Annotated in this window: 16 protein-coding genes; 15 read left to right on the forward strand and 1 reads right to left on the reverse strand. The window is 63.4% G+C overall.

What is annotated here, in order from left to right; translation table 11 throughout:
* From SRB521_RS05555 to SRB521_RS05610, 13 genes are all read left to right on the forward strand, one after another.
* Positions 1 to 1,785 (forward strand): terminase large subunit, encoded by a 1,785-nt coding sequence (locus tag SRB521_RS05555; protein ID WP_116722615.1) that lies wholly within the window; start codon positions 1 to 3, stop codon positions 1,783 to 1,785.
* A gap of 16 nt (positions 1,786 to 1,801) precedes the next feature.
* Positions 1,802 to 1,984, forward strand: coding sequence for a hypothetical protein (locus SRB521_RS16070; RefSeq protein WP_165366575.1), 183 nt, complete (start codon positions 1,802 to 1,804; stop codon positions 1,982 to 1,984).
* Positions 1,981 to 3,267, forward strand: a complete 1,287-nt coding sequence (locus SRB521_RS05560; RefSeq protein ID WP_165366576.1) for a phage portal protein — start codon at positions 1,981 to 1,983, stop codon at positions 3,265 to 3,267. The genes SRB521_RS16070 and SRB521_RS05560 overlap by 4 nt, the downstream gene beginning before the upstream one ends.
* Positions 3,267 to 3,983: a hypothetical protein gene (locus tag SRB521_RS05565; protein WP_116722617.1), complete on the forward strand. Its 717-nt coding sequence runs from the start codon at positions 3,267 to 3,269 to the stop codon at positions 3,981 to 3,983. The genes SRB521_RS05560 and SRB521_RS05565 overlap by 1 nt, the downstream gene beginning before the upstream one ends.
* Entirely contained in the window at positions 3,980 to 5,227 is a 1,248-nt protein-coding gene (locus tag SRB521_RS05570) for a phage major capsid protein (RefSeq protein ID WP_116722618.1), read from the forward strand. Before SRB521_RS05565 ends, SRB521_RS05570 begins: the two co-directional genes overlap by 4 nt.
* A 5-nt stretch (positions 5,228 to 5,232) precedes the next feature.
* Positions 5,233 to 5,520 carry a head-tail connector protein gene (locus SRB521_RS05575; protein WP_116722619.1) on the forward strand — a complete coding sequence of 96 codons (288 nt, stop codon included), beginning with the start codon at positions 5,233 to 5,235 and terminating at the stop codon, positions 5,518 to 5,520.
* 155 nt (positions 5,521 to 5,675) lie between these two features.
* Positions 5,676 to 6,233 (forward strand): hypothetical protein, encoded by a 558-nt coding sequence (locus tag SRB521_RS05580; RefSeq protein WP_116722620.1) that lies wholly within the window; start codon positions 5,676 to 5,678, stop codon positions 6,231 to 6,233.
* 50 nt (positions 6,234 to 6,283) lie between these two features.
* Positions 6,284 to 6,724 (forward strand): hypothetical protein, encoded by a 441-nt coding sequence (locus SRB521_RS05585; RefSeq protein ID WP_129868799.1) that lies wholly within the window; start codon positions 6,284 to 6,286, stop codon positions 6,722 to 6,724.
* A 14-nt stretch (positions 6,725 to 6,738) separates the two neighbouring features.
* On the forward strand, positions 6,739 to 7,188 hold the full coding sequence (locus tag SRB521_RS05590) for a DUF6838 family protein (protein WP_129868800.1): 450 nt from the start codon (positions 6,739 to 6,741) through the stop codon (positions 7,186 to 7,188).
* 1 nt (position 7,189) lies between these two features.
* Entirely contained in the window at positions 7,190 to 8,257 is a 1,068-nt protein-coding gene (locus SRB521_RS05595; RefSeq protein ID WP_129868801.1) for a phage tail sheath C-terminal domain-containing protein, read from the forward strand.
* A gap of 13 nt (positions 8,258 to 8,270) precedes the next feature.
* Complete coding sequence (locus tag SRB521_RS05600; RefSeq protein ID WP_075703958.1) at positions 8,271 to 8,699, forward strand: phage tail tube protein; 429 nt, start codon at positions 8,271 to 8,273, stop codon at positions 8,697 to 8,699.
* A gap of 12 nt (positions 8,700 to 8,711) precedes the next feature.
* A complete protein-coding gene (locus tag SRB521_RS05605) occupies positions 8,712 to 9,038 on the forward strand; it encodes a hypothetical protein (protein WP_075703957.1) in 327 nt (108 codons plus the stop codon).
* Positions 9,035 to 9,424 (forward strand): phage tail assembly chaperone, encoded by a 390-nt coding sequence (locus tag SRB521_RS05610; protein WP_075703956.1) that lies wholly within the window; start codon positions 9,035 to 9,037, stop codon positions 9,422 to 9,424. The genes SRB521_RS05605 and SRB521_RS05610 overlap by 4 nt, the downstream gene beginning before the upstream one ends.
* 202 nt (positions 9,425 to 9,626) lie before the next feature.
* Here the strand turns inward: SRB521_RS05610 and SRB521_RS05615 are convergent, their stop codons facing one another.
* A complete protein-coding gene (locus SRB521_RS05615; protein ID WP_116722653.1) occupies positions 9,627 to 9,836 on the reverse strand; it encodes a hypothetical protein in 210 nt (69 codons plus the stop codon).
* Positions 9,837 to 9,903: 67 nt separating this feature from the next.
* On the opposite strand from SRB521_RS05615, the gene SRB521_RS05620 reads away from it, so the two are divergent.
* Both SRB521_RS05620 and SRB521_RS16650 read left to right on the forward strand, forming a co-directional pair.
* Positions 9,904 to 12,018 (forward strand): tape measure protein, encoded by a 2,115-nt coding sequence (locus tag SRB521_RS05620; protein ID WP_116722654.1) that lies wholly within the window; start codon positions 9,904 to 9,906, stop codon positions 12,016 to 12,018.
* A gap of 2 nt (positions 12,019 to 12,020) precedes the next feature.
* The gene (locus SRB521_RS16650; protein ID WP_116722655.1) at positions 12,021 to 12,782 is read left to right on the forward strand and encodes a LysM peptidoglycan-binding domain-containing protein; all 762 of its coding nucleotides are present in this window, start codon (positions 12,021 to 12,023) and stop codon (positions 12,780 to 12,782) included.

Consider the following 12,782-nt stretch of genomic DNA (forward strand, 5'->3'; position numbering starts at 1 on the left):
ATGGAAGTGAGCAGACCGGAGAACGGGCAGTTTGTGTGCGACTTTGTGGAGCGGCTGCCGACCACGGACACGGGAAAGCCCTTTCACCTGTATGACTGGCAGAGGGAGACGCTGATGGAGTTTTACGGCTCCATGGATCGGGACGAGGGAAGCGGGGAGGAGCTGCGTAAATACCAGTATCTCTACCTGGAGATCCCAAAGAAGAACGGAAAGAGCGAGCTGGCCGCCGCCCTGGCCCTCTATCATCTGTTCGGGGACGGCGAGTTGAACGCGGAAGTCTATCTGTGCGCGGCGGACCGGGATAACGCGGGGATCGTGTTTCGGGCGGCGGTGTTCATGCTGGAAACGGCGCCCTGGACCGCGAAGATGATCGCCAGGGGCGAGCTGAAGGTCATCCGATCTCAGAAGCGGGTGGAGTACCGGCAGAGAAAGCGGGCGGAAAACGGGACCGTGCGGTGGGTCACGGTGGGGCAACTGGCGGTAATGTCCTCGGAGTCCTTTTCTAAACACGGCTACAAGCCCTCCTGCGTGATCTTCGACGAGCTCCACGCCCAGCCCAACCGTGAGATGTGGGACGTCATGACGGGTGCCGCCGGCGCGGCCCATGACCAACCGGTATGGATCGTGCTGACCACGGCGGGAGACGACCCGGACCGGAAGAGCATCGGATGGGAAATCCACGAAAAGGCGGTGGATATCCGGGACGCCCGCCGGCTCCGGACCATCCTGCGGGAGGGCGGAGACCCCAAAGAGGTCCTCTCCCTGCGCAAGGCCGCGCCCGATGAGTTAGCGTCCGCCATGGAGAAACTGCTGGCCCGGGATCAGAGCAATTGGCTGCCGGTGCTGTACGGACTCACCGCCCTGTACGGAGACGACCCGGAGGACCTGGCCGGGGTGGACATCTGGGACGAGGGATTCTGGCGGCGCTGCAACCCCTCCCTGGGGCAGCATCTGAAGCTGCGGGCCCTGCGTCTGGAGGCCCAGGAGGCCAAACGGAGCCCGGCGGGGGAGAAACTGTTCCGGTGGCTGCGGCTCAACCAGTGGATCAGCGTGAAGGCGGTGGGGTGGATACCCCTGACCCTCTACGACAAGACCCAGTGGGGGCCCTCCGCCAAAGCCGAGCGGGAGGCATGGCTTGGGCGCCTGCGTGGACTCAAGTGCTACGGGGGGTTGGACCTCTCCACCACGACGGACCTGACGGCCCTGACCCTGCTGTTCCCTCCTCAGCCAGGACTGGAGCACTGGGTGGCGCTGTTCCAGGCGTGGCGGCCGGAGGATGGCGTGAGGGAGGCCGAGCAGCGGGACCACGTGCCCTATCAGGACTGGGCGAGGGCCGGGTTCCTGACCCTTTGCCCGGGGGATATGATCGACTTCCCCCAGGTGGAGGAGGCGGTGGCCGACGCTGCCGGGCGCTACGAGCTGGCGCTGCTGGGGGTAGACCCCTACCTCAGCCGGACGCTGACCCAGCGGCTGATGGACCGGGGCGTCCAGGTGGTGGAGATTCCGCAGACCATGCCGTCGATGTCGCCGGCCATGAAAGAGCTTGAGCGGCTGATCCGGGCCCACCGAATGCTCCACATCCATAACACCTGCGCCCGGTGGTGCTTTGGAAACGTCCGGTGCGCGGTGGATGGCAACGAGAACATGAAGCCCATGAAGAACCGGAGCATTGGGCGCATCGATATCGCGGTGGCCTGGATCATCGCCATGGCTACGGCGATTGTGGCGGAAAATCAGCCCATCGACCTGGCGGCCGCTATGAAACGGCCTGATTTCAGTCTGTGAGACGCAAGGAGGTCCTATGGAAAAGAAATGGAAAACGGCGCTGCGGCGCCGAGGGGCGGAACTGGCATTGGCGGCGGGCGCCGCAGCGGTGGCGGCGGGCGCGGGCCTGATTTACCTCCCGGCCGGCCTCATCGCCGGCGGGCTGCTGGCCATCGCCGGCGCGGCCCTGAGCATCCTGGGAGGGGGTGGGGGGCGGTGAGTATTGCCCAGGGTATCCGGGTCCTGGCCCGGGTCCCCACGAGGCGTAAAGCAGTGACGGCTGAGTCCATGATTGCCGCCGGCTATCCGCCCATGGGGACGGACACCAACGAAAGCCTCGCCCGCAAGCTCTCAGCGGTGGATCGGTGCATAGAAATCCTCAGCGACTCCATGGGGAAGCTGCCCTCCTTCATTATGGACAGCCGGACCCGGGAGCGGGTGGACCTGCCGCTGCTTCAATTGCTCAACGTGCGTCCCAACGCGGCTATGAGTCCGTTTGTGGCCAAGAAAGTGGTGGAGACCAGCCGTCTGGTCACCGGAAACGGATATGAATGGATTCTGCGCAGCCCACGTACCGGGCGCATCACCGAGATTATCCCGGTGCCCGGGGAGCTGGTGGAGCCATGGCGGGATCAGAGCGGCCGGGTGTGGTACACGGTGACCCATCCCTGGACGGGGGAACCCATGCGCCTGCCGCAGGAGGATATCTGCCACTACAAAGCGGCCTCCCGGGACGGGCTGAAGGGCGTGGGGGTCCTCCGCCGGGCCAGCGAGGTCATCGCCTCCAGCCTGGCGGCCCAACAATACGAGCGGGCCTACTATGAAAACGGTGGCCAGCCCTCCGGCGTGCTGCGCACCGAGAGCGATCTGGGTGGATATGCCGAGGACCCGGAGGGGAAGCCGCTGACCCGCTCCGACGGCTCATGGATTACCCGGAAGGACCAGCTGAGGAGCGAATGGGAGAAGGTCCACGCCGGGCCCAACAACAGCCACCGGGTGGCCATCCTGGACTTCGGCCTGGACTACAAGCCCCTGTCGGTGAGCAACCAGGACGCCCAGTTTATTGAGAGCAGGGAGGTGTCGGTCCGGGATATCGCCCGGTATTTCGGCGTGCCGCTCTACAAACTCCAGGAGGGCAAACAGGCATATGGGTCCAACGAGCAAAACGCCATCGAGTACGTGGTGGGAACGCTTCACCCCAATGTGAGCCAGTACGAGGAGGAGCGGACCTGGAAACTGCTGACCAGGAGCCAGGTGGACGCTGGTCTGGAAGTCCGCATCAACATGATGGCGGAGCTACGGGGCGACACCTCCGCCCGGGGCCAGTGGTACAAGGATATGATGCAGGAGGGACCCTTCTCCGTCAACGATGTGAGGGCCCTGGAGGATATGCCGGATGTGCCGGGGGGCGACGAGCGGCGGGCCAGCCTCAACTATGTACCCCTGCGGGATTGGCCGGAGTTGAGCCGTATCCGGGCGGAGACCGGCAGAAGGGAGAGTTAATGGAACAGATCATGAAATCGGCCCGGCTGCTGAAGGCCGAGGCCACCGAGGAGGACCTGGCGCTCATTGCCCGGCAGGCCCTGCGCCCCCTGGCGGCGGAGGAGGTCTATACCTTCCGTCTGGCGGCGTGCAACAACCAGGTGGACCGGGATCTGGAGCGATTCACCGAGGCCACCCTGGAGGACCTCGCTAAGCTCTTTGTGGGACGGCCGGTACTGCTGGACCACAAGTGGACCGCAGGGAGCCAGACCGCCCGGGTGTACAGCGCCGGCGTGGAGGGGATGCCCGACGTGGAGGGAGGACAACAGTTGGTGCTGCGGTGCTACATGCCGAGGCTCCAGAGCAACGGTGACACCATCGCCGCCATCGAGACAGGACTGCTCCGGGAGTGCAGCGTCGGGGTGGCGATGGAGCGGGCCATCTGCACCATCTGCGGCACAGACCGGGCCACTGCCTGGTGTGAGCACGTCAAGGGCTGCTGCTACGAGGGCAAGCAGTGCTGTGTCGAGCTGGATGGAGCTGCCGACGCCTATGAGGTGTCTCTGCTGCCGGTCCCGGCGCAGCCGGCGGCGGGGGTGGTCAAACGCTATGGCGGGCCAGAGGGCCCGGAAGGGTCGCCTCCGGGCAAAGCGCCCGGCAAAGATAGTCAGAACTGGCAGGACGAAGCCCTGCTGGAGCTGGAAAAAAACAGATATTATGGAGGGTATCAAGCATGAGAAGAAAATTGATCGACCTGAAAACCCAGCGAACCACCCTGCTGGAGGGGGCTGAGGCTCTGCTGAAGGATGGCAAGCGGGAGGAGTACCGCGCCGAGATGGCCAAGGTGGCGGCCATGAACGATGAGATCAAGGACGTGGAGGAGCTGGTCCGGGAGCAGGACCGCAAGTTCCTGGAAAAGGCCCCCGATCTGGCCGAGGAGAGGGACAAGGCGGAGGAGCGGGGCAATGCGCTGATGAAGGGCGATGAAGTGAAATTTGCTCCCATGGAGGTGGCCAAGGCCCTCTTTGCGCCCCGCCAGACGGAGAAGGCTGTGACCCTGGCCACCGGCACCCTAGCTCAGCCCACCGGAGCGGGTACGGATATCCGGGACGCCATGGGCTACGGCGTGGGCGCCATCATCGATCAGGTCTACGTCCAGGACCTTACCGGTATGGCCGCCTATCTGGAGCCCTATGTGATCTCCGAGCCTGCCGCCAACGGGGCCAAGGTTTCCACCGCCGCCGGGACGGCCCGCACTGCCTCCGCCGATCCCACCTTCGGCGTTGCCAAAATCGCCCCCTACGAGCTCACCACCACCAGCTACGTGGACCGGAACATCTCCCGCCTCACCCCCGCCAACTACTATGCCAAGGTGTTCGGCATGGCCATGCGGGCGATGCGCAGGGACACGGTGGGGATGATCTTCAACGGCGACGGCCAGGCCACCAACGAGATGTTTGGCGTCAAGACCGCCAAGAACATGGCGGGCAGCACCATCTATGCCTCTTTGGATGTGGATGAGGTAGGCCCCGACCTGCTCACGGAGCTGATGTTCTCCTACGGCGGAGACGAGGAGCTGGGCGGAAACTGCCGGCTGTACCTCAACAAAATGGATCTGCTGGCGCTGGGAAAGCTGCGGGGGACCAACGAGAAGCGGAGGCTCTTCGACATCGTGCCCGATGCCGGAAATCCAAACACAGGAACCATCCGGGAGGGCGGCACCATCATACCCTACTCCATTTCTTCCAAGCTGACCGCCCTGTCCGCTTCGACCCAGGGCGCCGCCGCCATCCAGACCATGGTGTACGGAGACCCCATGAACTACGAGCTGGGCTTGTTCGGCGCCTACACCGTCCGGGTAGATGAGTCCGTCAAGGCGGTGGAACGGATGCTCACCATCCTGGGTGACGCCATGGTGGGCGGAAACCTCATCGTGGACAAGGGCTTTGTGGTGGCGACGCTGCCGAAGAGCAGCGGCTGACGGTCATGGACGCGGACAAGCTGGCGCGGTTGAAAGCTTACATGCACGCGGAGGATGAGGAGGACGGGCTGCTCTGCTCCCTGTATGAGGCGGCAGTGACGTACCTGAGCGGCGCCGGGATCTCAGACACGCCGGCCCGAGCGTCCCTGTACGAGCTGGCGGCTTTTGGCCTCACTCTGGGCTACTATGACGAGATGCGCCGGACCGACCAGGACAACCCCCGGGTGGAGGAAAACCCAGCGCTGCGCAGAATCATCAATCAGCTCAAGCTCGGCGAACCGGGGGTTTTATAGCATAATCAAGGACCGGGGCGGCGGGCCCCGGCGGAACGTCCGGGCGGGGCTTATGCCATTACGGACGACGACCAGCCTGCTTTTTGGCATTTTGCCGCAGTAGGGGACGTCCGGGCGCTCCGCCGGAGCCCGCCGCTGGTTAAGAGGAGGACAAGATGCACTACAATGCAAGCGCCCTGCGGGAGCGGGTGGAGGTGCTGGAGCTGGCCGCGGTGGAGGGAGGCTGGGCGTGGGAGAGTGTGCGGCGGACCTGGGCGGAGGCGGAGCTGACGGACCAGACGAACCTCTTTTCCAAGGTGGGGATTGGGGCCCGGGACGTGCGCCTGGTCCTGCGGCGGCAGAACCTCACCCTCCACAACGCCTTGCGCTGGAAGGGACAGCATCTGTTTTTGACCTCCATCGTGGAGAACATCCCCGGGTGGCTGGACGTCCAGGCCGCGCTGGTAGAGCCGATGGCGTGCAAAGGCAACGTCCACCGGGGAGAGAACGGCCCCACGTTCCCGGGTGTTCTCACCGAGAAGTACCTTCGCCACGAGCAGGACCACCCCATGGCCACCACCACCGTGTGCTACGTGCTGGTGACGCCCAAGGCGGTGGAGCTGGCACCAGGGGGGCTGGTGGACGTAGCCGGGGAACCGTATGTGGTACAGATAGCTCACACACTGGACAGCTGGAAAAATGAATATGAGATATGGAGAAAGCGTGACCTTTGATGGGATGTGCTTACGGGGAGTTTAAGCGATTCTTTGATGGGTGGGAACATGTGATATCTGAAATCCCGGATGCCAAGCGGCAGGCCCTGGATGAAATGGGTAGGGCCGTCTTGGCCGAGGTAAAGCGTCAGATTATCCAGAGGGGGGTGCAAGACGGTAGAAATCATGTGCGCAATTGGCAGCGATATCGCGTGGGCACGCGTGGCGGCTATGTTGCGATCTACCCGGCTAAAGAGAAAGTACAGGGGAAAAAAGCTTCAAGCCGCAAGATTACCAAATATTTGGAAAAAGGGCATGCCATTCGTCCGCCATCGGGGAAAGCCAAGCGGTACAAAGCGCGTATCAATGTGGATAAGGTAGTTTTGGGCAAAAGGAATGTCATTGTACCGGCCCGGCAATTCTACTCGTTCACAAGGCCTAGGGCGGAAGAACTGGCCATGCGGGCGGCTGAGAAGGTGCTGGTCAAGTTGGAGAACTTATTCGATCTTTAATGAGGAGGATTACAATGCTTTCATTTCTGGCGATCACAGAGGCGGTAAAGGGGCTGGTGGAGGAGCGGTATCCGGAGAATACGGTCTATATGGCGCAGGTACCGGTGGACTTTGCGCGGCCGTCCTTCCTGGTGGAGCTGGGGCCGGTGGAGATGCTGGACGCCTCGTGCGGCTGCCTGGAGGTCAAGGCCACGGTGGTGGTCACCGCCTTTGTGGAGGCGGACGACTACTATAACAGCCACGTGCCGGACCTGATGACCCGGATGGGGGCGGTACAGGAGCTCTTCGCGGTGGACGGACTCCAGGTGGAGGACCGGTTCCTCCACGTGACGGCCAACAAGGGGAACTGCCAATTCGACTACGCGGAGACCAGCATTACGTTTCAGTACCAGGACGACCGCCCGGGCGGGGACGAGTGGCCCCTGATGGGCGAAATACAGACAAAAATCAAGGAGGGGAATTGAAATGGGACTTCCCAGCATCAACATCGCATTCAAATCCACAGCGGCGAGCGCCATCGAGCGCTCTGAGAAGGGGGTGGTGGCGCTCATCATCAAGGACGCCAAGGAGAACGGCGGCCACGCCTACACCAACGCCAGCCAGATCCCGGCCACCCTGGGGACGGACAACCAGGCATACATCCAGCGGGCCTTTACGGGGTATGTGAATCCGCCCCGGCAGGTGCTGGTCTACGTGCTGCCCGCAGCGGCGGAGGCGCTGACCGACGCCCTGACGTGGCTGGCCACCCAGACCTTTGACTATCTGGCGGGGCCCCCCGACTGCACGGAGGCCGAGGCCACGGCCATCGCGACCTGGATCGCCGGCCGGAGGAGCAACGACGCGGCCATCTGCAAGGCGGTGCTGCCCAACAAGGCGGCGGACAGCGAGGCGGTGGTCAACTTCGCCACCGGGGATATCCTGGTGGGCACGACCGAGTTCACTGCGGCGCAGTACTGCTCCCGGATCGCGGGGCTCATCGCCGGGACGCCCATGACCATCTCCTGCACCTACGCCCCTCTCCCCGAGGTGAGCGACGTGGGGCGGCTGACCCGTGAGGCCATGGACGCCGCGGTGGACGCGGGCAAGTTCATCCTCTTCCACGACGGGGAGAAGGTGAAGGTGGCCCGCGGGGTGAACTCCCTCCAGACCACCACCCAGGACAAGGGGGACGCCTGGAAGAAGATCAAGATGGTGGAGGTCATGGATATGATCCAGACCGACATCCGGACCACGGCCCAGGACGCTTACATCGGCAAGTACGCCAACAGCTACGACAATAAGTGCCTGCTGGTGACGGCCATCAAGGGCTACCTGGTGGGGCTGGAGCAGTCCGGCATCCTCCAGGCGGGGAGCTCCTCGGTGGGGATCGACCTGGCACACCAGGAGGCATACCTCCAGTCTGTGGGCACGGACACCTCCAGGATGAGCCAGCAGGAGATCAAGGAGGCCAACACCGCCGACAAGGTGTTTTTGGAGGCGTCCATCAAGATCCTCGACGCCATTGAGGATATCAGCCTCAATATCACAATCTGAGGAGGGCTAAAACATGGATTCGGCAAAGCGAGTGATTTCAGGGACCTGGGGCGAGGTGTGGCTGGACGGAGACAAGGTATCCGAGTGCTACGGGCTCCAGGCCAAGGTGAGCTTCAACAAGGAGGACATCGCCCTGTGCGGGCAGATGGCCAGCGACAAAAAGGTGACGAGCATCGAGTGTACGGGGTCCCTGCGGATGCACAAGGTGACCTCCCGGATGGCGCTGGCCATTGGGGAGAACATCCGAAACGGAAAGGACGTGCGCTTTACCATTGTGAGCAAGCTGAAGGACCCGGACGCCTACGGGGCGGAGCGGGTGGTCCTGAGCAACGTCAGCTTCGACGACCTCACCCTGGCCGACTGGGAGGCCAAGAGCGTGGGCAAGGTGGAGTGCCCCTTCACCTTTACCGGCTATGAGTTCCTGGACGAGATCAACGTATAAGGAGCGGCGCGGATGAAAAAGAAACCTGCGGAGGGGCTGATGCGCCACGCCATAGTGGACGGCAAGGAGAAATATGCCCGGATCGCGATCCACAGGAGACGAACGCCATTGTACGCCTTTGAACTGGTTGGAGTTCTAAACGAGTATATGACGCCGGAGGGGCTGGACATCGAGGCTATGCGTACTGCGGCGACAGAGATATTCGCCCAAGAACATCCAGATTACGAGTATGGGGGCATGATTTTGTCTGCGTTGGACTTCGCGCGGGTATTCAACCTCCGCCGGGGATCGTTCCAAGCGGCGGACCTTGCGCTTACGATAGAAGGGAGAAGCGTATGAACGAAAAGAGGAGCATTCTGGAGCTGCTGCTGCGGGAGGAGACGCCCAATGTGCGGAAAAGCCTGCCCACGGCGCGGTACCGTGTGAAGCGGCTGAGCGAGCTGCTGGGGGAGGACGTGGTATTCGAGCTGCGGGCGCTGCCCTACGGGAAGGTGAGCGAGCTGAAGGAGAGTATGTCGGAGGATCTGAGCGTACATATCGTGCTCTCTGGGGTGGTCTCACCGGACCTGAAGGACCCTGCGCTCCAGGCTAAATTCGGCGGAGCCACGCCGGCGGAGACGGTAAAGGCGCTGCTGCTGCCGGGTGAGATCGAGGACCTGAGCCGTGCGGTGGAGCGGCTGTGCGGATACCGGACGGCGACCATTGAAGAAGTAAAAAACGCCTAGAGGACGGCAGCGACGCGGAGCTGGGTCTCGTCTACTACCTCTTCCATGTGAAGGGGTGGGCCCCGGGGGACTACTACCGGAAGTCCCCCGGGGAGCGGGACCTCATCTGGGCGCTGGCGTCCTATGAGGTGGAAGCGCGAGGATAGGCGGAGCAGAGATCAAAATGAGCGCAAAAAAGCCGCCCCGAAGGGCGGCGGAGAGGTCATTCATCTTTGGGCGGAAAGCTGGCCCAAACGGCCCAGAGTAAGCAGAGCAGGAACCCTCCCCACATCATGCCGTCGTAGGGAGACATATTACCCACCAAAGAGAAGAAGGCGGCACAGAAGAGAGTGCCAACCACGAGGAGCCACACGATCATAAGGATGACTGGTTCATGAGAGAGCGCCCGAAATTCTTTCCAAAAACGCTTCATAACCGCAACCCTCCTTCTGTGGAAATCATATCGCCAAAAAGGTAAAAAGTCAAGAGGAGGCGAGACTATGCCGGAAGAAAGCATCAACATTTATATGTCGCTGGTCGACAAGGTGTCCGGCCCCCTGAGCGGCATCGGGACGAAGACAAAGGCATTCAGCAAGGAACTCCAGGAGCTGGAGCAGACTACACAGGCCTACAGCAAGATACAGGACAAGCTGTCCAAGGAGACGGTAGATTACCGGAAGAAGCTGGAGCAGTCAAGCGTGACGGTCAGAGAGGCGCGGAAGGCGTTCGCCAAGTACAAGGACGAGGCGCATAAAGGCGCGCTGGATAAGGCGCTGGAGGAACAGGAGGAATACCGGCGCAGGCTCAAAGAGACGGAGACGGCCATGAAGAGCAACTACGGCGCGTTGAAGTCGCTGATGGACCAGCAGCGAAAGGCGGAGAATCAGGGGGGAGAAACCAGCTTGGCAAAGGGGCTGATGTCTGCCGGCCTGGGGAAACTGGCAAGTGATTCGCTGTCTCGTCTGGCCGGGTCAGTCCTGACCAGCGCCATAGGGGAACCACAAGCACAGTTAGTTTCCTCTATGGTTTCCGGGTTGATATCCGGGGCGACTATGGGGGCCGTACTCGGGCCTACAGGGGCTGCCATTGGCGCGGCGGTAGGCGGCATATCAGGCGCTATATCCGGCGGGACGGAGATTTTCAAGGCCAGGGACGACGCATTCAAGAGCTACTACGGAGAATTGTACAGCTCGGCGGGGGAACGGCACGCGGCGGAGCTGGAGAGCGGGTCGGGGATCGCGTCGGGCCGGGAGACGGACCTCATTTCGTTCTCCACCCTGTTCGGGAGCCGGGAGACGGCAAAGACGTACCTGTCGGAGCTTGTGAGCATGGCCAACACCACGCCCTTCCTCTACGACGACCTGACGGCCATGAGCAAGACGCTGGCCACCTTCGGATACGATGCGGAGAGCATTCTGCCGGTGCTGTCCACCATAGGCGACGCGGGGGCGGCGCTGGGCATGAGCACCAGCGATATGACCACGGTGGCCCAGGCCCTGGGACAGATGAAGTCCAGCGACAAGGCGACGCTGGAGTACCTGAACATCCTCAACGGCCGTGGTATCGGCGCGGTGGGGATGCTGGCCGAGGCGAAGGGAAAGAGCCGGGGGGAGATCTACAATATGATCTCCAAGGGACAGATCGCCGGGACGGAGGCGGTGGAGATCATCCTGTCGGCCCTGACGGACGGATTCTCCGGCGCGATGGAGGAGCAGAGCAAAACCTTCGCGGGGCGGAGCTCCACGCTGGAGGGCTGGGAGCAGGAGATGGCCAACGCCCAGGGCGAGGCGTACAACACGCTGCGCAGCGAGGGGAAACAGCGGCAGATCGACTACTATTCGGGCATCGCCGACGAGATGTCCGGCCTCAACGCCATGATCGGCGCGGGAGAGGCCGCCCAGGAGAATCTGAAGGAGCAATATCTGCGGGAGGCGATGACCACGCTGCTGACCGGAACGGGGGGAAGCCTGTACGAGGGGGAGCAGGCGGAGACGCTGGCCCGGCTGCACGAGGAGTACACCGCGCTGGAGGCGGCGTTCCAGGACGCGAGCGAGGAGGAAAAGATCACACTGGGCGAAAAGGCGGACTCCCTCAAAAGTCAGGCGGAGGCCCTGGCGGAGGGGGCGTTCGGGGCCAGCGACAAGATGCAGGAGGTCAGGGACGTGGAGCTGGAGCTGATCTCAGCCATCCGGGAGAACACGCTGGCGCTGGGTGAGGCGGCCTACCTGGGGGATTACGAGAAGCAGCAGGAGCTGTCTGTGGGGAGGGGAGGCGCGTATATCGACTCCCTTGACCTTCAGGAGCAGGCGGCGGGCATCCGGGAGTCCGTGGACCACTTCACCGGACCGGGATACAACGGGCCCTTCGACGTGGACCCTGCGAACTGGAGCCCCCACGCCTGGGGGCTGGGCTATGTGCCTTACGACAACTTTCCGGCGTTGCTGCACCAGGGGGAGCGGGTGCTGACGGCATCCCAGGCCCGCGCGGCGGACCGGGGGATGGGCGTAAACGTGACGTTCTCGGGGCCGGTTACCGTTCGAGAGGAAGCGGACCTGGACCGGCTGGCGGCCAAGCTGGCGGCCAATGTGGTCCGCGCGGCGGAACTGGGGGTATAGGCATGGCGCGGCAATTTATCTTCAAGGATACGGAGACGGGGCGGGAGCTGGTGCTGCCGGTGACACCCGGGAGCTATGACGTCGAGCACGGGCGGAAGGCGGCGGGCATTACGATGCAGGAGTCGGGGGACGTGAACCTGCCGGGCCCGGCGGTGCTGCTGGACACGGAGCTTACCTGCCTGCTGCCGGCCCAGGGGTATCCCTTCAACCAGCCGGGCGCGGGGACGAACCCGTGGGTATACCTGGAGCAGTTGGAGAAGTGGAGCGACGCGGGGACGGTGCTGCGGTTCGTGGTGTCCGGGACGCCGGTGAACGCGGCGGTGCTGCTGGACCCGATCCGATACCGGGAGCAGGACGGGACGGGGGACCTCTACTGCACGATCCCGCTGCGGGGCTACCGCGCGCTGGCGGCAGAGACGACGGAGAGCCGTCAGACGGGGAACGGGGCGCGGACGGTGGAGGCGGAGCCGGAGCGCGCGGAGACGTACACGGTGGCGGCGGGGGACACGCTGTCGGCCATCTGCCGGAGGTTCTACGGCGACGCGACGCTGTACGGGCGCCTGGCGGCGGCCAACGGGATCGCCAACCCCAACCTCATCCACCCCGGCCAGGTGCTCCGGCTGCCCGCCCGGGAGGAGCTGCCGGCGGCGGCGACGCCCTCCCGGTCCCAGAAAGCGGCGGCGGCGACGGTATATGGGCGGGACCCGGAGACGGGAAAATCCTATCTGAACCTCTCCCGGGACAAGCTGCTTGAGATCATGTGA

The sequence above is a fragment of the Intestinimonas butyriciproducens genome, from assembly GCF_004154955.1.
Taxonomy (GTDB): domain Bacteria; phylum Bacillota; class Clostridia; order Oscillospirales; family Oscillospiraceae; genus Intestinimonas; species Intestinimonas butyriciproducens.